General features: G+C 63.8%; 16 protein-coding genes and 2 rRNA genes. 11 read left to right on the forward strand and 7 right to left on the reverse strand.

Going from position 1 to position 16564, the window contains the following annotated elements:
* Positions 1 to 115: 115 nt before the first annotated feature.
* From CVM50_RS09230 to CVM50_RS09245, 4 genes are all read left to right on the forward strand, one after another.
* Positions 116 to 2948, forward strand: a 23S ribosomal RNA gene (locus tag CVM50_RS09230).
* 77 nt (positions 2949 to 3025) lie between these two features.
* A 5S ribosomal RNA gene (gene rrf, locus CVM50_RS09235) occupies positions 3026 to 3140 on the forward strand.
* 278 nt (positions 3141 to 3418) lie between these two features.
* Entirely contained in the window at positions 3419 to 4291 is an 873-nt protein-coding gene (locus tag CVM50_RS09240; RefSeq protein ID WP_085889262.1) for a hypothetical protein, read from the forward strand.
* A 71-nt stretch (positions 4292 to 4362) separates the two neighbouring features.
* Positions 4363 to 4872: an acyloxyacyl hydrolase gene (locus tag CVM50_RS09245; protein WP_085889261.1), complete on the forward strand. Its 510-nt coding sequence runs from the start codon at positions 4363 to 4365 to the stop codon at positions 4870 to 4872.
* A 48-nt stretch (positions 4873 to 4920) separates the two neighbouring features.
* Here the strand turns inward: CVM50_RS09245 and CVM50_RS09250 are convergent, their stop codons facing one another.
* The gene (locus CVM50_RS09250; RefSeq protein WP_085889260.1) at positions 4921 to 5400 is read right to left on the reverse strand and encodes a MarR family winged helix-turn-helix transcriptional regulator; all 480 of its coding nucleotides are present in this window, start codon (positions 5398 to 5400) and stop codon (positions 4921 to 4923) included.
* A 237-nt stretch (positions 5401 to 5637) separates the two neighbouring features.
* On the opposite strand from CVM50_RS09250, the gene ectA reads away from it, so the two are divergent.
* The 4 genes from ectA to CVM50_RS09270 all read left to right on the forward strand — a co-directional run bounded on the left by ectA (position 5638) and on the right by CVM50_RS09270 (position 9488).
* The gene (ectA, locus tag CVM50_RS09255; RefSeq protein ID WP_085889259.1) at positions 5638 to 6177 is read left to right on the forward strand and encodes a diaminobutyrate acetyltransferase; all 540 of its coding nucleotides are present in this window, start codon (positions 5638 to 5640) and stop codon (positions 6175 to 6177) included.
* A 54-nt stretch (positions 6178 to 6231) separates the two neighbouring features.
* Entirely contained in the window at positions 6232 to 7518 is a 1287-nt protein-coding gene (gene ectB / locus CVM50_RS09260; protein ID WP_085889258.1) for a diaminobutyrate--2-oxoglutarate transaminase, read from the forward strand.
* Between the two features lie 5 nt (positions 7519 to 7523).
* Entirely contained in the window at positions 7524 to 7916 is a 393-nt protein-coding gene (locus tag CVM50_RS09265) for an ectoine synthase (protein WP_085889257.1), read from the forward strand.
* 90 nt (positions 7917 to 8006) lie between these two features.
* On the forward strand, positions 8007 to 9488 hold the full coding sequence (locus tag CVM50_RS09270) for an aspartate kinase (RefSeq protein ID WP_085889256.1): 1482 nt from the start codon (positions 8007 to 8009) through the stop codon (positions 9486 to 9488).
* A gap of 135 nt (positions 9489 to 9623) precedes the next feature.
* On the opposite strand, the gene CVM50_RS09275 is transcribed toward CVM50_RS09270, so the two are convergent.
* On the reverse strand, positions 9624 to 10724 hold the full coding sequence (locus tag CVM50_RS09275; protein WP_085889255.1) for a zinc ABC transporter substrate-binding protein: 1101 nt from the start codon (positions 10722 to 10724) through the stop codon (positions 9624 to 9626).
* Between the two features lie 98 nt (positions 10725 to 10822).
* Here CVM50_RS09275 and CVM50_RS09280 point away from each other — a divergent pair, with 98 nt between their 5' ends.
* From CVM50_RS09280 to CVM50_RS09290, 3 genes are read left to right on the forward strand one after another with little or no spacing between them, the layout of a single operon-like run.
* The gene (locus CVM50_RS09280; RefSeq protein ID WP_085889254.1) at positions 10823 to 11302 is read left to right on the forward strand and encodes a Fur family transcriptional regulator; all 480 of its coding nucleotides are present in this window, start codon (positions 10823 to 10825) and stop codon (positions 11300 to 11302) included.
* The gene (locus CVM50_RS09285; protein WP_085889253.1) at positions 11299 to 12099 is read left to right on the forward strand and encodes an ATP-binding cassette domain-containing protein; all 801 of its coding nucleotides are present in this window, start codon (positions 11299 to 11301) and stop codon (positions 12097 to 12099) included. Before CVM50_RS09280 ends, CVM50_RS09285 begins: the two co-directional genes overlap by 4 nt.
* The gene (locus CVM50_RS09290; RefSeq protein WP_085889252.1) at positions 12099 to 12923 is read left to right on the forward strand and encodes a metal ABC transporter permease; all 825 of its coding nucleotides are present in this window, start codon (positions 12099 to 12101) and stop codon (positions 12921 to 12923) included. The genes CVM50_RS09285 and CVM50_RS09290 overlap by 1 nt, the downstream gene beginning before the upstream one ends.
* 17 nt (positions 12924 to 12940) lie before the next feature.
* Here the strand turns inward: CVM50_RS09290 and CVM50_RS09295 are convergent, their stop codons facing one another.
* The 5 genes from CVM50_RS09295 to rplS form a co-directional block, all read right to left on the reverse strand.
* Positions 12941 to 13465, reverse strand: a complete 525-nt coding sequence (locus CVM50_RS09295) for a DinB family protein (protein ID WP_085889251.1) — start codon at positions 13463 to 13465, stop codon at positions 12941 to 12943.
* Between the two features lie 34 nt (positions 13466 to 13499).
* Complete coding sequence (locus tag CVM50_RS09300) at positions 13500 to 14309, reverse strand: division plane positioning ATPase MipZ (RefSeq protein WP_085889250.1); 810 nt, start codon at positions 14307 to 14309, stop codon at positions 13500 to 13502.
* A gap of 199 nt (positions 14310 to 14508) precedes the next feature.
* On the reverse strand, positions 14509 to 15591 hold the full coding sequence (locus CVM50_RS09305; RefSeq protein ID WP_232618201.1) for a hypothetical protein: 1083 nt from the start codon (positions 15589 to 15591) through the stop codon (positions 14509 to 14511).
* 240 nt (positions 15592 to 15831) lie between these two features.
* Entirely contained in the window at positions 15832 to 16053 is a 222-nt protein-coding gene (rpmE, locus tag CVM50_RS09315) for a 50S ribosomal protein L31 (protein WP_085889248.1), read from the reverse strand.
* Between the two features lie 11 nt (positions 16054 to 16064).
* Positions 16065 to 16442 carry a 50S ribosomal protein L19 gene (gene rplS / locus CVM50_RS09320; protein WP_085889247.1) on the reverse strand — a complete coding sequence of 126 codons (378 nt, stop codon included), beginning with the start codon at positions 16440 to 16442 and terminating at the stop codon, positions 16065 to 16067.
* Positions 16443 to 16564: the final 122 nt, after the last annotated feature.

Genomic DNA, 16564 nt, shown 5'->3' on the forward strand with positions numbered 1-16564 from the left:
GACGTAGGTCCAGGCGGGAAAATGTATGACTTCTGATCCAGAACAGAGACGCAGCGGACGAACCAGCCCGCACGATACAATGCGTCGCGACAGTTTCCTGTCTTCTTCTGGATCGGATCAAGCGCGAGAAGGGCGTTTGGTGGATGCCTTGGCAGCAAGAGGCGATGAAGGACGTGATACTCTGCGATAAGCTAGGGGGAGCCGAGAATAGGCTTTGATCCCTGGATCTCCGAATGGGGCAACCCACCTGACAGCAAGTTATAATAGCCGCGCAAGCGGTGATTTATAACCTGTTGAACCAGGTACTTCTTACCTGAACACATAGGGTTTGAAGAGCAAACCCGGGGAACTGAAACATCTAAGTACCCGGAGGAAAGGACATCAATTGATACTCCCCTAGTAGCGGCGAGCGAACGGGGACCAGCCGAGCCGTGAATGTGACCAGAACTGTTTGGAAAGACAGACCATAGTGGGTGACAGTCCCGTATGGGAAGCATGATCGGACGTATTAAGTAGGGCGGGACACGTGAAATCCTGTCTGAAGATCGGAGGACCACCTTCGAAGGCTAAGTACTCCTTGCTGACCGATAGCGAACCAGTACCGTGAGGGAAAGGTGAAAAGCACCCCGACGAGGGGAGTGAAACAGTACCTGAAACCGAACGCCTACAATCAGTCGGAGGCTCCTCGAGAGCTGACGGCGTACCTTTTGTATAATGGGTCATCGACTTGGTCTCACGAGCAAGCTTAAGCCGATAGGTGTAGGCGCAGCGAAAGCGAGTCTTAATAGGGCGTCGAGTTCGTGGGATCAGACCCGAAACCGAGTGATCTAGGCATGACCAGGATGAAGGTACGGTAACACGTACTGGAGGTCCGAACCCACACCTGTTGAAAAAGGTCGGGATGAGTTGTGCCTAGGGGTGAAAGGCCAATCAAACTCGGAGATAGCTGGTTCTCCGCGAAATCTATTTAGGTAGAGCGTCATCCGAATACCCCGGGGGGTAGAGCACTGGATGGGTAATGGGGCCCCACAGGCTTACTGATCCTAACCAAACTCCGAATACCCGGGAGTACTAGATGGCAGACACACTGCGGGTGCTAACGCCCGTAGTGGAGAGGGAAACAACCCTGACCTCCAGCTAAGGCCCCCAATTCATGGCTAAGTGGGAAAGCAGGTGGGACGACCAAAACAACCAGGAGGTTGGCTTAGAAGCAGCCATCCTTTAAAGATAGCGTAACAGCTCACTGGTCTAATCAAGTTGTCCTGCGGCGAAGATGTAACGGGGCTCAAGCCATGAGCCGAAGCTGAGGACTGCGTATGCAGTGGTAGCGGAGCGTAGTGTGACATAGCTTCATGCCTTCTTCACCTTCTCCGGAAGGTATTGAAGGCTCGAAGCTTTCTGTGAAGCCGGCCTGTGAGGGATCCGGTGGAGAGATCACTAGCGAGAATGATGACATGAGTAGCGACAAAGAGTGTGAGAGACACTCTCGCCGAAAGTCCAAGGGTTCCTGCTTAAAGCTAATCTGAGCAGGGTAAGCCGGCCCCTAAGCCGAGGCCGAAAGGCGTAGGCGATGGGAACCAGGTTAATATTCCTGGGCCAGTGGGATGTGACGGATTGTGAAGGTTGTTCACCCTTATCGGATTGGGTGGGCCGCTAATCAGTCCCAGGAAATAGCCCCACATGAGACCGTACCCTAAACCGACACAGGTGGACTGGTAGAGAATACCAAGGCGCTTGAGAGAACGATGTTGAAGGAACTCGGCAAAATACCTCCGTAAGTTCGCGAGAAGGAGGCCCGGGTTCAAGGCAACTTGGATCCGGGGGCACAAACCAGGGGGTGGCGACTGTTTACTAAAAACACAGGGCTCTGCGAAGTCGCAAGACGACGTATAGGGTCTGACGCCTGCCCGGTGCCTGAAGGTTAAAAGGAGGGGTGCAAGCTCCGAATTGAAGCCCAGGTAAACGGCGGCCGTAACTATAACGGTCCTAAGGTAGCGAAATTCCTTGTCGGGTAAGTTCCGACCTGCACGAATGGCGTAACGACTTCCCCGCTGTCTCCAACATCGACTCAGCGAAATTGAATTGCCTGTCAAGATGCAGGCTTCCCGCGGTTAGACGGAAAGACCCCGTGCACCTTTACTACAGCTTCACACTGGCATCAGGCACAACATGTGCAGGATAGGTGGTAGACTTCGAAGCAGGGACGCCAGTTCCTGTGGAGTCATCCTTGAGATACCACCCTTGTTCTGCTTGATGTCTAACCGCGATCCCTTATCGGGTTCCGGGACCCTGTGTGGCGGGTAGTTTGACTGGGGCGGTCGCCTCCTAAAGCGTAACGGAGGCGCGCGAAGGTTGGCTCAGAGCGGTCGGAAATCGCTCGTTGAGTGCAATGGCAGAAGCCAGCCTGACTGCGAGACTGACAAGTCGAGCAGAGTCGAAAGACGGCCATAGTGATCCGGTGGTCCCGAGTGGAAGGGCCATCGCTCAACGGATAAAAGGTACGCCGGGGATAACAGGCTGATACTGCCCAAGAGTCCATATCGACGGCAGTGTTTGGCACCTCGATGTCGGCTCATCTCATCCTGGGGCTGGAGCAGGTCCCAAGGGTACGGCTGTTCGCCGTTTAAAGAGGTACGTGAGCTGGGTTTAGAACGTCGTGAGACAGTTCGGTCCCTATCTGCCGTGGGTGTAGGATACTTGAGAGGAGTTGCCCCTAGTACGAGAGGACCGGGGTGAACGATCCACTGGTGGACCAGTTGTTATGCCAATAGCAGTGCTGGGTAGCTATGATCGGAAAGGATAACCGCTGAAGGCATCTAAGCGGGAAGCCCCCCTCAAAACAAGGTATCCCTGAGGGCCGTGGTAGACCACCACGTCGATAGGCCGGAGATGTAAGCACAGCAATGTGTTCAGTTGACCGGTACTAATGGCCCGATAGGCTTGATCCGTTCCAGTAGAAATCAGGAACGATCAGAAGTCACTGACGCGGACTGATTGATATCTCTCAAGTTGGATTTTTCCTCGGTCTGGTGGTCATAGCACGAGCAAAACACCCGGTCCCATTCCGAACCCGGAAGTTAAGTGCCGTCGCGCTGATGGTACTGCGGCTTAAGTCGTGGGAGAGTAAGTCGCCGCCAGACCTAGTAAAAATCCAAACACGATGAACAAAAACCCGCCGACCCAAAAAGGGACGGCGGGTTTTTGTCGTTCCCAAACAGAAATATCACGACGCGAAGGCGCGAAACACGCTCGCGCCAAAGGCCAGCATATGACGCTCGCCACCGGGAGAGGACCAGGCCGCCGGACGGCCATATTGCGATCCATCTCCGGACTTTCCTGGCCCAGCTGGCAGAGAGCACGCGGTTGCCAGGGAGAAGGCCTCTCTGTACCACTGGTGCGGTCGATACGAGGGATTGCGATGAGAACCGCCTGCGTCACCATGGTGTGGAAGGATCACTTCTTCCTCGATCTCTGGGTACGCTACTACGGAGCGCTTTTCGGGCGTGACGCGCTCTATGTCATCAGCCACGGCGGTGCGCCGGAGGTGGCGGAAATCGCCCGCGGCTGCAACGTCATCGCCATTCCCCGCGATCCACCGGACGAGCGGTTCGATGAAACCCGGTGGGACATGCTCTCCGACTGGGCCTCGGGGCTCACCCGCTACTATGATCGGGTCATCGTCGGGGATGTCGACGAGCTGATCATCTCCCTCACGCCCGGAGAGAGCCTCGCCACGCATCTGCAACAGGCCGAGCTGGGCCCGGTCACGGCCCCCGCCGGCTATGAGATTGTGCCGGAAGACGACACGCCGCTCGACCCGGTGCGCCCCATCCTCGACCAGTGCCCGCGCGCCCTTCTCAGTGCGACATATTCAAAGCCGTGCCTGCTGGTTGCGCCGGCGCGGCTGTCGGCTGGCGGGCACGGGTGCAAGGGGCGCTTTGATCTGCGCCCGGAACTCGCCCTGCTGCACCTGAGGTTCCTCAACTCAGAGGAGCAGCTGCAGCGACGCGCGGAACGGTCGCGGATCGCCGAGGCGGCCACGGCGGGCAGTGACAGGGCCCGGGGCAGCTTCCTGCGCGGTTGGCGCAAGGGCGAGGAGATCCGTCAGAAGATCGCCGCGCGCTTTGCCGCGGCCGAGGATGTGCCGTCCTCGCAGGCCGCCGATCGGGCGCGTGCCGTGCTGGAGGGCGCGCGCAAGACCAAGGGGCAGACACACCTGTTCAGCGTACCGGCTGTGCGAGCGGATGATTTTCGTATTCTCCTGGACCCGGCGCTGCGCGAATTGTTCTGAGTTGGTCGGACAACGGATGACACCAAGGGCGCCGTAGGCTAGGACCGGAGCAGGTAGAGGAGTGAAGTGGAATGGACGGAGCACTAGCTGTCTTGTTTCTGGCCGCGGGCCTGACCGACATGGGGATGAGCCATTGCGGCACCACCGGCTGTCTGGCCGAGGCGCCGGCAGAGCAACGCCTGTCATTCAGCGCGGGCGACGTCTGGTTCCAAGAAGACCAGATTTCGAAAGAAATCTACATGAAATATGACTTCGGGACCAGCTATGGACCCTTCCAGCCCAGCTTCGGCCTGTCGGTGACTGACGAGGGGGATGCCTGGGTCGGCCTCGGCGCATCCTGGACGGCAGAGCTGGACCAGCTGTACCTGCAGCTTTCGCTGATGCCGGGCCTCTACGCGCAGGGTGACGGGCCCGACCTGGGTCATGTGGTGGAATTCCGGTCCGGCATCGAAGTGGGCTTCGAGGCGCGGAACGGCTGGCGCTACGGTCTGGTCTATGACCACCGGTCGAACGCCGAGATCTCGGGGACGAATCCCGGGATGGAAACCGTCCAGTTCCGGGTCAGTGTTCCGCTCCGCTGAGCGGGGCGCATCTGCGCAGCGGGAGCCCGCTGCGCACGTCCGGCCGCTTCAGGAGGGGCGGCCCTTGAAATCGCCGGTGTCGAGAACCGGCGAGGCATCCAGGTCCTCGGCATCCAGCATCGACGCCACACGTTCCAGCGAGGCGACCAGCTGGGCCTGTTCCCAGTCCTTCAGCGATTCGAACTTTCGCACGTAGCGCTGCTGAAGCGGATCGGGGGCATTGGCCAGCGTCTCGCGTCCGCGCTCGGTCACGGCGATGTTCATCTGCCGGCGGTCCACCTCGGAGCGTTCGCGCGTCAGCATCCCCTGCTTCTGCAGCTTGTCCAGCAGGGCTGTGATGGTGCCCTGGGTCACGCCCATCTGGACCGACAACGCCTTGGGCGTCGTCAGGCCCTTTTCGGCCACCAGTTGCATCACGCGGAACTGCACGGGCGACAAACCCGCCGCCTGCGCCAATTCCTTGCCGAAAAGCTCTGTCGCGCGCAGGATTCTCCGCAGCGCGATCAGGCTGTCATCCGTCCGGTCCATACCCGTAAGCCCCAATCTTGCAGTCCTCGAAGGATCGCATCCTGAGCCGGCGAAGGCAATTCTTTGCTTATCCATATCAATCCGCTTTCGCATGCTTTACGATATTCTTTGTCTCAACTCGGAATTCAAGGTACAGGTCCCTATAAATAAGGGTTCTTAGCAAAAAATACTTTGAGTGGTTGAAATATCTCTCAGCACCACTATTTTGTTCATCGAAGCAAAAAGAGTGCGAGACACATGCTTGACGGAACTGGAACACTTCGACCGACGAACCTGACCCTGCGGAAACCCACCTCCGAGGATGGCTCAGACATTTGGGAGCTCGTGCGCGCGTGCAAACCGCTGGACGAGAACTCGATGTACTGCAACCTGGTGCAATGCGATCACTTCGCGGATACCTGCGTGCTGGCCGAGGAGGCAGAGAAGGGCGTGATCGGCTGGATCTCGGGCCATATGGTCCCGACCGAGCCGGGGACGCTGTTCGTCTGGCAGGTTGCTGTTTCCGCGAAAGCGCGTGGCATGGGCCTGGGCGGCAAGATGCTGTCCCATCTCCTGAATCGCGAAGAGCTTGGCGTGAAGCGGATCAAGACGACGATCACCAAGGATAACGACGCCTCCTGGGCGCTGTTCCGGCGCTTCACCGAACGCATGGGTGGCAGCCTGACGGATGTGCCGCATTACACCGAGGATGATCACTTCAACGGTCATCACGACACCGAGCACATGGTCACCATCGACCTGCGTTCCGAAGAGGGCGGGGCGGCTAAGGCCGCCTGAGCCCCGCGCGCTCGACTCTACTTCCCCCAAATCGAACCCCCAGAGGTACCCCCCATGACGACTGTTACGACAGCCGACAAAGAGATTTTTGCACGACGTGAGTCCGAGGCGCGCAGCTACTGCCGCAGCTTCGACACCGTCTTCACCAAGGCCAGCGGGTCGATCATGACCGACGCGGAAGGGCACGAGTATATCGACTTCCTCGCCGGCTGCTCCTCGCTGAACTACGGGCACAATGACCCGGACATGAAGCAGGCCCTGATCGAGCACATCAGCAATGATGGCATCGCCCATGGCCTGGACATGTACACCGAAACTAAGTCGGCCTTCCTGCAGAGCTTCGAGGACAATATCCTGAAGCCGCGCGGCATGGACCACAAGGTGATGATGGTCGGCCCCACGGGCACCAACGCCGTCGAGGCGGCGATGAAGCTGGCCCGCAAGGTCACTGGCCGCACCAACATCATTTCCTTCACCAACGGCTTCCACGGCATGACCCTGGGCGCCCTGGCCGCGACCGGCAACGAAGGCAAGCGTGGCGGTGCCGGCATGGACCTGCACGGCGTGACCCGCATGCCTTACGAAGGCGCCTTTGGCGATGATGTGGACACCCTGTCGATCATCGAACAGATGCTGGACAACCCCAGCTCGGGCATCGACGCCCCTGCGGCCTTCATCCTGGAGCCCGTGCAGGGCGAAGGTGGCCTGAACGCCGCCTCGAAGGAATGGATCGAAGGCATCGGTCGCCTGGCGAAGAAGCACGGCGCGCTGCTGATCCTCGATGACATCCAGGCCGGCATCGGCCGTACCGGCACCTTCTTCTCCTTCGAGGAGATGGACGTGGAGCCGGACCTGGTGCCGATGGCCAAGTCGCTGTCGGGCATGGGTCTGCCCTTCGCCGCGCTGCTGGTGCGCCCGCAGCACGACGTCTGGAAGCCCGCCGAGCACAATGGCACCTTCCGCGGCAACACCCATGCCTTCGTGACCGCCCGCGTGGCGATCGAGAAGTTCTGGGCCGACGATGCCTTCCAGAAGGAAATCGAGACCAAGTCCGCAATCCTCTCCGAGGCCATGCACGAAATGGCGAAGGAAATTCCCGGTGCCAAGATCAAAGGTCGTGGCATGATGATGGGTGTCGACGTCGGATCGGGCGATCTGGCCGGCGACATCTGCGCCGAAGCCTTCCGCAACGGCCTGATCATCGAGACCTCGGGCGCCCATGACGAAGTCGTCAAGGTGCTGGCCCCCCTGACCACGCCGGTGGAAACCTTCCGCAAGGGTCTGAAGATCCTGCTGGAAGCGGCCGCCAAACAGAACCAGATGCAAATCGCAGCGGAGTAACCCCCATGATTGTTCGCGACTTCAACAAGATCACCAAGGACGAAAAAGACCGCGTCGTGTCGGACGCCAACTGGACCTCGGTCCGGATGCTGCTGGCCGACGACGGCATGGGCTTCTCGTTCCACATCACCTTCCTGGACGCCGGTTCGGAGCATACGTTCCACTACAAGAACCACTTCGAAAGCGTCTACTGCATGAAGGGCAAGGGGCGGATCACCGACCTCGCCACCGGCGAGACCCACGAGATCGTGCCGGGCGTGATGTACGCGCTGAACGAGCATGACAAGCACACGCTGGTCGCCGACGAAGAGCTGGTCATGGCCTGCTGCTTCAACCCGCCGGTCACCGGCAACGAGGTGCACCGCGAAGACGGCTCCTACGCGCTGGAAGACGCATAAGGCGCGGGCCGGGGCATGCGGCCCCGGCCCCCTTTTCTTCCCCCCCCAAACAAGGAGCTCGGCCAGAGACAAGGGCCGGGAGACCCCCAAGTGACTGTTGCAAATCATACTGTTGAGAAGATCGGCGGCACCTCCATGTCGAAGGTGCACGAGCTGCGTGACAGCCTGCTGATCGGTAACACTGAGAACCCCTATGGTCGGGTCTTCGTCGTCTCGGCCTTCGGTGGCATCACCAACCTGCTGCTGGAGCACAAGAAATCGGGCCAGCCCGGCGTCTATGCGCTGTTCTCCAACGACGACAACGCGCACGGCTGGCTGGATGCCCTGAGCGACGTGGCCGGCGCCATGCGCGAGGCGCACGGCGCGGTGCTGGACCATCCCGCCGACATCCATGCCGCCGACGAGTTCGTCCGCGAGCGGATCGAGGGCGCGCGCTCGTGCCTCTTCGACCTGCAGCGTCTGTGCTCCTACGGGCACTTCCGTCTGTCGGACCACATGATGGACATCCGCGAACTGCTGTCGGGCCTGGGCGAAAGCCACTCGGCCTTCGTCACCGTGCTGATGCTGCAGCGCGCCGGCGTGAACGCACGTCTGGTGGACCTCAGCGGCTGGCGCGACGAAAGCGAGCTGACGCTGGAACAGCGCATCAAGGCGGGCTTCGACCAGGTCGATTTCGCCACCGAGCTGCCCATCGTCACCGGCTATGCCCAGTGCACCGAAGGCCTGATGCGCGAGTTCGACCGTGGCTATTCCGAGGTGACCTTTGCCAATATCGCCGCCATCACCGGCGCGCGCGAGGCGATCATCCACAAGGAATTCCACCTGTCCTCGGCCGACCCGAACCTGGTCGGCGCCGAGAACGTGCGCAAGCTGGGCCATACCAACTACGACGTGGCCGACCAGCTGTCAAACCTCGGCATGGAGGCGATCCACCCCAAGGCGGCGAAGATCCTGCGCAAGGCCGGTATCTCGCTGCGCGTGGCCAATGCGTTCGAGCCGCAGGACCCCGGCACGCTGATCGACGAGGCCGAGGCCGAAGCCGCGACCGTCGACATCGTCACCGGCCTGGGTGTCGTGGCGCTGGAGGTGTTCGAACAGGACATGGTCGGCGTGAAGGGCTATGACCAGAAGATCCTGGAGGTGCTGGCGCGTCACAAGGTGCGCATCGTGTCCAAGGCGTCCAACGCCAACACGATCACCCACTACCTGGATGCGCCGCTGAAGACGATCCGCCGGGTCGAGCGCGACCTGCTGGAAGCCTTCCCGAACGCCAGCGTGAAGATCAACCGTCTGGGCCTGGTGTCGGCCATCGGCCGGTCGCTGGAAGGTCTGGGCGTGACCGAGCGCGGTCTGACCGCGCTGCGCGCGGGCGACGTGAAATGCCTTGCCGTGCAACATCTGCCGGGCAGCGTGGACGTGCAGTTCCTGGTCTCGCAAGAGGCCGAGGACCGGGCGATCAAGCTGCTGCATGACGCCTTCGTCTCCCCCGAGGCTGTGGCTGGCGAAGCGCACAGCGAAAAGGCCGCGGATTCGAAGAAGAAGGAAACGGCGCGGGCCCTGCAAGCGGCCTGAGCCACCCCATAGCCCGGGCCGGCGCTTTCCAGTTCCGCGCCGCCCGGGTCCCCGTTGGGGGAGAAGCCGTCCGTGGGTCCGCCTGCGGGCGGCTTCATTTTGTGCGCCCCCCGATGCAGGGGGCGGGCGCCTAGGTCAGCCCTTGCAGGCGAGGAAGCTGGCGGCCATGCCGTCCAGCAGCTGCGGGTAGAGGTCGGCGCCCGGGGTCAGCTCGGTGCCCAGCGGGTCGATCTCCACCAGGTGGCCGTCGCTTTCCTCGAAGATGCTGCTGGCCAGACCGTCGCCGAACTGCGGTTCGGTGAACAGGCAGTCGACGCCCGCCTCGGTCACCTTGTCGCGCAGCTCTGCCACGCGGGCGGCGCCGGGGGCGGTGGCGTCGCTGTCCGACACGGCCCCGGAGGAGGTCAGCTCGAACCGGTTCTCAAAATACTGGTAGGCGTCGTGGTAGACGAGGAAGCGGATCGGCGCGATGGCGTCCAGCTCGGCGCCGATGCGGGCGCTTTGCTCCGCCAGGGCCGTGCGGGCCGCCTCGGCATTGGCGCGGTAGGTCGCGGCGTTCTCCGGGTCGGCCTCCGCCAGGGCCCCGGCGATGCCCGACAGCCAGATGCGCGCGTTTTCCGGGTCCAGCCAGCCATGCGGATCCAGCCCTTCGTGCACATGGCCTTCATGGCCCGCCTCGGCGGCATGGTCGTGATCGTCGTGGCCGTGGTCGTCGTGATGGGCATGGTTGTCGTGCCCATGTTCATCGTGGGCATGATCGTCGCCGTGATCGTGATCCTCATGGTCATGTCCATGATCGTCATGCCCATGGTCGTCGTGATCGTGCTCATCATGGCCATGATCGTCATGGCCTGCGTCCCCATGCGCCGCGTGCAGGTCAGCGCCTTCGCGGAACTCCAGGTGAATCACCTCGGGCAGTTCCATCAGTTCGACCACATGGCCGTGGTCGGGCAGGGTGCTCAGCGGGCGTTCCAGCCAGGGGGTCAGGGCCTCGCCCACCCAGAACACCAGGTCGGCGTCCTGCAGGGCGCGCGCCGAGGAGGGGCGCATGGCGTAGCCGTGCGGCGAAGCGCCCGGCGGCAGGATCAGATCGGCCTCGCCCAGATCGCCCATGACCATCGACACCAGGGAATGCACCGGTGCGATGTCGGTCACCACCTGCGGCGTTTCGGCCGCGGCCAGCCCGGTGCCGGCGATCAGTGCCGCCAGGGACACGTTCAGCGTCTTGAGTTTCATGTTTGCCTGCCTTGAGTATGTGATAGTATAACGTACCGCATCTTGATAGCGAAGATACTATAACATATCAAGAGGAGGAGTGAGCACAGGAGGCTGTCATGGAAGCGACCGGATTCGCACGTCACGATCACGGAGCATGCATCCGCGAGGGGGTTGCCCTTGTCGATGCGCGTTGCCGCGAGGAAGGCTGGCAGTTCACGCCGGTGCGACGCCGGGTGCTGGAACTGCTGCTGGAAGGGCACCGCGCCATGGGCGCCTACGACATCCTGGACAGGCTGCGCGAAGAGGGGCTGGGCAGCCAGCCGCCCGTCGCCTACCGGGCGCTGGATTTCCTGGTGAAACACGGCTTCGCCCACAAGATCGAGCGGCTGAATTCCTTCATCGCCTGCGCCCATCCCGGCGAACATCACGCGCCCGCCTTTCTGATCTGCCGCAGCTGCGACACCGTGGCCGAGGCCGAGCTGGACATGCGCGAGGGGCGCCTGGGCGCCAGCGCCGCCGATCTGGGCTTCGTCATCGAACGGGCCGTGGTCGAGGCCGAGGGGCTGTGCCCCAATTGCCGGGACGCCGCTGCGTGAGCCCCCTTGTCAGCCTGACGGGGGCCTCCGCCAGCCTCGGCACCCAGGAGGTGCTGAGTGGCGTCGACCTGCGCATCGACCGGGGCGAGATCGTCACCATCGTTGGCCCGAACGGGTCGGGCAAGTCCACGCTGATGCGGGTCATCATCGGCGCCGTGCCCCTGCGGCAGGGCCGACTGGAGCATGCCCCGGGCCTGCGCATTGGCTACGTGCCGCAGAAGCTGCATATCGACCCGACCCTGCCGATGACCGTGCGCCGTTTCCTGTCGCTGCCGCGCCGGGTCAGCGATGCCGCTGCGACGGAGGCCCTGACCCATGCCGGCGGCGCGGGGTTGGCCGGGCGGCAGATGTCGGATCTGTCCGGCGGCCAGTTCCAGCGCGTGCTGCTGGCCCGCGCCCTGCTGAACCGGCCCGACCTGCTGATCCTCGACGAGGCGACCCAGGGGCTGGACCAGCCCGGCTCCGCCGCCTTCTACCGGCTGATCGAACAGCTGCGGACCGAGCTGGGCTGCGGCGTGTTGATGGTCAGCCACGAATTGCACGTGGTCATGGCCGCCTCAGACCGGGTGATCTGCCTGAACCATCATGTGTGCTGCGAAGGCGCGCCGGAGCACGTGGCCAGCGCGCCGGAGTACCGGGCGCTGTTCGGCACCGGCACCCAGGGCGCGCTGGCGCTCTATCGCCACCAGCACGACCATCATCACGATGAGGGTTGCAGCCACGGCGACCATGACCATGCCCACGATCATGACCACGACGCCGAGGCGCCGACGACCCATAGCCACGAGGCCCGCTGATGCTTGACGATTTCCTGGTACGCGCGGCCCTGGCCGGGCTGGGGGTGGCGCTGGCGGCGGGTCCGCTGGGGTGCCTCGTGGTTTGGCGCCGCATGGCCTATTTCGGCGATGCCACGGCCCACGCCGCCATGCTGGGGGTGGCTCTGGCGCTGGCCTTCGACGTGTCGATCTTCGCCGGGGTGCTGGTGGTGTCGATGCTCATGGCGACGCTGGTCTCGACCCTGTCGGGGCGGGGCTTTGCCATGGATACCCTGCTGGGGGTGCTGGCCCATTCCGCCATCGCCTTCGGGCTGGTGGCGGTGTCCTTCCTCAGCGGCGTGCGGATCGACCTGATGGCCTATCTCTTCGGCGACATCCTGGCGGTGTCGAAGGGGGACCTGGCGATCATCTGGGGCGGTGCCGTGCTGGTGCTGGCGCTGCTGGCCTGGCGCTGGCAGGCGCTGCTGACGGCGACGCTGAACCCGGACCTGGCCCAGGCCTCCGGCCTCGATCCGCGGCGCGAACAGCTGGTGCTGACCGTGGCGCTGGCGCTGGTGGTGGCGGTGGCGATCAAGGTGGTGGGCTCTCTGCTGATCGCGGCGCTGATGATCATCCCGGCGGCCACCGCGCGGCCCCTGGCCCGCACGCCCGAAGGGATGGCCCTGACCGCCGCCGGCATCGGCGCGCTGTCCGCCCTGGGCGGGCTTCAGGGATCCCTGTGGTTCGACACGCCGACGGGCCCCAGCATGGTCTGCATCGCGGCGCTGCTGTTCCTGGTCACGCTGCTGCTGGACGGGCTGCGCCGGGGCCTGGCACAGCGCCGGTCGGGCCGCGCCTCCGGCTAGGTCGGGCGGGCCAGCTGTCAGTCCAGGTAGTCGCGGGCCGAGGGAGCGCGGTCATAGTCCAGGTAGAACTCGTCCAGCTGCGGCGGCAGGATGCCGGTGGTCTGCAACTGCACATGGGCCTGGCCGCGATGGTGGATCTGGTGCTGGAAGAGGTGCAGCAAGAGCCTCTCGACCTTTTCCGGCACGGGCCCGCTTTCACGCTCGGTCACGCGCGTTTCGGCCAGCATTTCCGGCGTCAACGCCTCGCAGAAGGCCGTCAGACGGGCATCGCTTTCGGCCTGCGCCACGGCCAGCGCGGCGACATCGCGGGTCTCCTCGCGGTCGCGCAGGGCGCGGCCCTGGTCGCCGCCGGTCAGCGCGTCGATGTAGTAAAGGTCCACCGTCAGGATATGGTTCATCGTGGCGCGCAGCGAGGGGAAGAAGCCGGGGCGCTTCTGGCGGAACTCCACCGGGCCCATGCCGCGCATGGCGTGGTAGAACCGGGCGTTGGACCAGGCGTTGTTCAGCGCCATCAGGCGGTAGGGGCGGGTGGCGTCGGTCATGTCGATGTCCCTTTCGACAGCAGGGGGCGCGGCGTCAGAAATCGACCTTCACGCCGGGCAGATCCAGCGCCTTGATCAGGTCGCGCATTTCCTGGCGCGCCGCGATGTTGGAAATGCTCAGGCTGCTGACGCCCACGTCCTTCAGGTCGAGCAGGGTCAGCCCCTTGGGAAACAGCTCGCGGAAGATCACCCGCTCGGAGAAGCCGGGCGCGACGCGGAAGCCGATCCGCTTGGCCAACCGTTCGATCGCCGCTTCCATCTTCTTCTTGTTGGTCATCGCCTGGGCGCCGACCCGGTTGCGCAGCACGACCCAGTCGATCGGCTTCAGCCCGGCCTTGGCGCGCAGCTGGCGCGCGGCCCAGACCATCTCGGAATAGACGGAGGGGCCGAGGATCTTCTCCCCCTCGCTGTCGATCCGGGCCAGCAGGTCGAAGTCGACGAAACTGTCGTTCAGAGGCGTCACCAGCGTGTCGGCCAGCGAATGCGCGTTCTGGCTGAGGCGGGTGTGCGAGCCGGGGCAGTCGATCAGGATGAAATCCGCCTCCGCCTCATGCAGCTCCATCGCGCGGGCCAGTTGCACGTCGAAGATGTTCTCGCCCGGCGCCAGGGTGGAGGCGTCGATTTCCGGCAGTTCGCAGAACAGCGGCGAGGGCAGTTTCAGCCCCGCTTTGTCCAGCGTTGCCATGCGGTTGGAGGTATAGCGCGCGAAGCTGCGCTGGCGCAGGTCGAAATCGAAGGCATGCACGCGATGGCCCATCCGGGACAGCGCGGTGCCGATGTGCATGGAGACGGTGGACTTGCCCGCCCCGCCCTTTTCGTTTCCGACGACGATGATATGTGCCACGTTCCGTTCCCGGGAAGAGAGGGGTCGCGGCCGCCCTGGGCGCCGCGGGGTCTTTCCTTCCGCATACGGGATCGGGGGCGGGGACGGCAAGATCTCGCTGGGAAGGAAAACCGATTTCCCGGCACCTGCATCATGTGGGCATCATGTGGGCATCAGGGGGAGGCAGGAGGGCCCCCAGGCCGGCCGATCTGCCCCTGCGTCAGCCCTCGACCGGCTGGCCGAAAAGCGCGATGGCGGCGGCCAGCAGCGCCAGTGCGCCCCAGAGAAACCGGCGGGCGCCGGTGGCGTGGCGCGCCGCGATCGCCGCCTGCACCATGTAGTAGAGCGCGAAGGCCCGCGAGGCGTAGCTGATGATCTGGAACACATCCGCCGTCCAAGTCAGCGCCAGCCCGGCGAGGCACAGCACCAGGTAGCCCTGACGCGCGCTGATGCGCTGGCCGCTGAGTTCGGCGATCAGCCCGCCCGATCCGCCGGTGTCGGCCACCGCCGCGCTGAACTGCGCCGCCAGGGCCGCGCCGATCAGCATCCAGGGCAGCAGGGTGGAGACGTCGCGCATCATCTCGATCACCGCCGTCTCGCTCAGGGCGCCTTCGGGGACGTGGTGGGCGTAGACCAGCAGCAGCACGTAGACCACGTAGATCGCCGTCGCCACGCCTTGCGCCAGCCGCATCGACCGGATCCGCGTGCCCGCGTCATAGCTGTCGCCCAGGTAGCGCGAGGTCTCGAACCCCTGCACCGTCACCAGCAGGCCGAAGCCCAGGGTCAGCGCGCCCCAGCCCTGTTCGCTGCCCTGCGGCAGGAACAGCCCGCCGGTCTGCACCGCGCCGCCGAAGAAGACGGTCAGCCCCGCCAGCAGGCCCGCGATGATCGCCAGTTTCAGGGTCACGGTCAGGTATTCCGCGCGTTCCAGCATGGCGAAGCCGCGGCCGTAGCCCAGCACCAGGATCAGGACGAAAACGACCGAGGTCACCAGCCGCGCGACCCACTGGTCCTGCCAGGGGCCAAGCTGCACCGCGAAGCTGCCGAAGAGGTTCAGGTAGTAGGCGACCGAGATCACGTAGGCGAAGGCCAGCAGCGCCGAGGCCAGCTGCTCCAGCCGCGTTTCGGGGCCGGGCGTGTCGCCGAGGCGGGCGATATTGGCCCGGATCGCGGCGCCGAACGCCCAGGCGGCCAGGCACAGCACGCCCATCATCGCGGGCGCCCAGGCGCCGAAGCCATGGGCCAGGATCGGCCCCAGCACCAGGAAGCCCGAGCCGATGATCGAGGCCAGCGGCGTGACCATGGCCCGCCAGGTGGGCCAGTGGCGCAGCTGCGGCAGCCACAGCAGGGCACCGGCGATCAGGGTCAGGGCGAGGATGGAAAGGGTCAGGGGCCTGGGCCTTCTGCGGCGGATGGTGATCCGGGCCTACGACCTGGGGCCGGCAGAGGCAAGAGGGCCGGGCGTCGCGCCCGGCGCGTGCCCCCGGAACGCGAAAAGGGCCCGCCACTGGCGAGCCCTTCCGTACATCACATGGCGCGAAGCTTAGAAGCCCAGGCCGGAGTACTTGTTCTTGAACTTCGACACGCGGCCACCGGCGTCCATCAGGCGCGAGTTGCCGCCGGTCCAGGCGGGGTGCACCGAGGGGTCGATGTCGAGCGACAGGGTTTCGCCTTCGGCGCCCCAGGTGGAGCGCATCTGGACGATGGTGCCGTCGGTCATCTTCACGTCGATGAAGTGGTAGTCGGGATGGATATCCTTTTTCATGACGCGGCTCCTCAGGCGTTGGATTTGGGCTTGTAGTTGGTGACTTCGGCGATACGAGCCGACTTACCGCGACGCGAACGCAGGTAGTACAGCTTGGCACGACGAACGCGGCCACGACGCACGACTTCGATGCTGTCGATGTTGGTCGAGTAGAGCGGGAACACACGTTCCACGCCTTCGCCGAAGGAAATCTTGCGGACGGTGAACGAACCGGCAATGCCGTCGCCGTTCTTGCGGCTGATGCACACGCCTTCGTAGGCCTGCACACGGGTGCGGGTGCCTTCGGTCACCTTGTAGCCGACGCGGATGGTGTCACCGGCCTTGAAGTCGGGGATGGTCTTCCCCAGCGAAGCGATCTGCTCCGCTTCCAGTTCTGCGATCAGGTCCATCGCATGTCTCCTATCTGCTCGCGGTTGGTCCGCGAAGGTCATTTCCGCCCCAGAGCTCCGCTCTTCGTCCGGGTCCCGGCCCTGATCGGATCAGGGGCAGCCCGGCGGAGGTACAGGTCGCC

The sequence above is a fragment of the Pseudooceanicola marinus genome (assembly GCF_002786295.1).
In the GTDB taxonomy this organism is placed as follows: domain Bacteria; phylum Pseudomonadota; class Alphaproteobacteria; order Rhodobacterales; family Rhodobacteraceae; genus Pseudooceanicola; species Pseudooceanicola marinus.

What these genes read in the sequence shown, in the direction of transcription:
- CVM50_RS09240 (WP_085889262.1), top strand. Translation starts at nt 3,419, where the DNA reads ATGAGAACCGCCTGCGTCACCATGGTGTGGAAGGATCACTTCTTCCTC.
- CVM50_RS09245 (WP_085889261.1), top strand. Translation starts at nt 4,363, where the DNA reads ATGGACGGAGCACTAGCTGTCTTGTTTCTGGCCGCGGGCCTGACCGAC.
- CVM50_RS09250 (WP_085889260.1), bottom strand. Translation starts at nt 5,400, where the DNA reads ATGGACCGGACGGATGACAGCCTGATCGCGCTGCGGAGAATCCTGCGC.
- ectA (WP_085889259.1), top strand. Translation starts at nt 5,638, where the DNA reads ATGCTTGACGGAACTGGAACACTTCGACCGACGAACCTGACCCTGCGG.
- ectB (WP_085889258.1), top strand. Translation starts at nt 6,232, where the DNA reads ATGACGACTGTTACGACAGCCGACAAAGAGATTTTTGCACGACGTGAG.
- CVM50_RS09265 (WP_085889257.1), top strand. Translation starts at nt 7,524, where the DNA reads ATGATTGTTCGCGACTTCAACAAGATCACCAAGGACGAAAAAGACCGC.
- CVM50_RS09275 (WP_085889255.1), bottom strand. Translation starts at nt 10,724, where the DNA reads ATGAAACTCAAGACGCTGAACGTGTCCCTGGCGGCACTGATCGCCGGC.
- CVM50_RS09280 (WP_085889254.1), top strand. Translation starts at nt 10,823, where the DNA reads ATGGAAGCGACCGGATTCGCACGTCACGATCACGGAGCATGCATCCGC.
- CVM50_RS09290 (WP_085889252.1), top strand. Translation starts at nt 12,099, where the DNA reads ATGCTTGACGATTTCCTGGTACGCGCGGCCCTGGCCGGGCTGGGGGTG.
- CVM50_RS09295 (WP_085889251.1), bottom strand. Translation starts at nt 13,465, where the DNA reads ATGACCGACGCCACCCGCCCCTACCGCCTGATGGCGCTGAACAACGCC.
- CVM50_RS09305 (WP_232618201.1), bottom strand. Translation starts at nt 15,591, where the DNA reads ATGGTCACGCCGCTGGCCTCGATCATCGGCTCGGGCTTCCTGGTGCTG.
- rpmE (WP_085889248.1), bottom strand. Translation starts at nt 16,053, where the DNA reads ATGAAAAAGGATATCCATCCCGACTACCACTTCATCGACGTGAAGATG.
- rplS (WP_085889247.1), bottom strand. Translation starts at nt 16,442, where the DNA reads ATGGACCTGATCGCAGAACTGGAAGCGGAGCAGATCGCTTCGCTGGGG.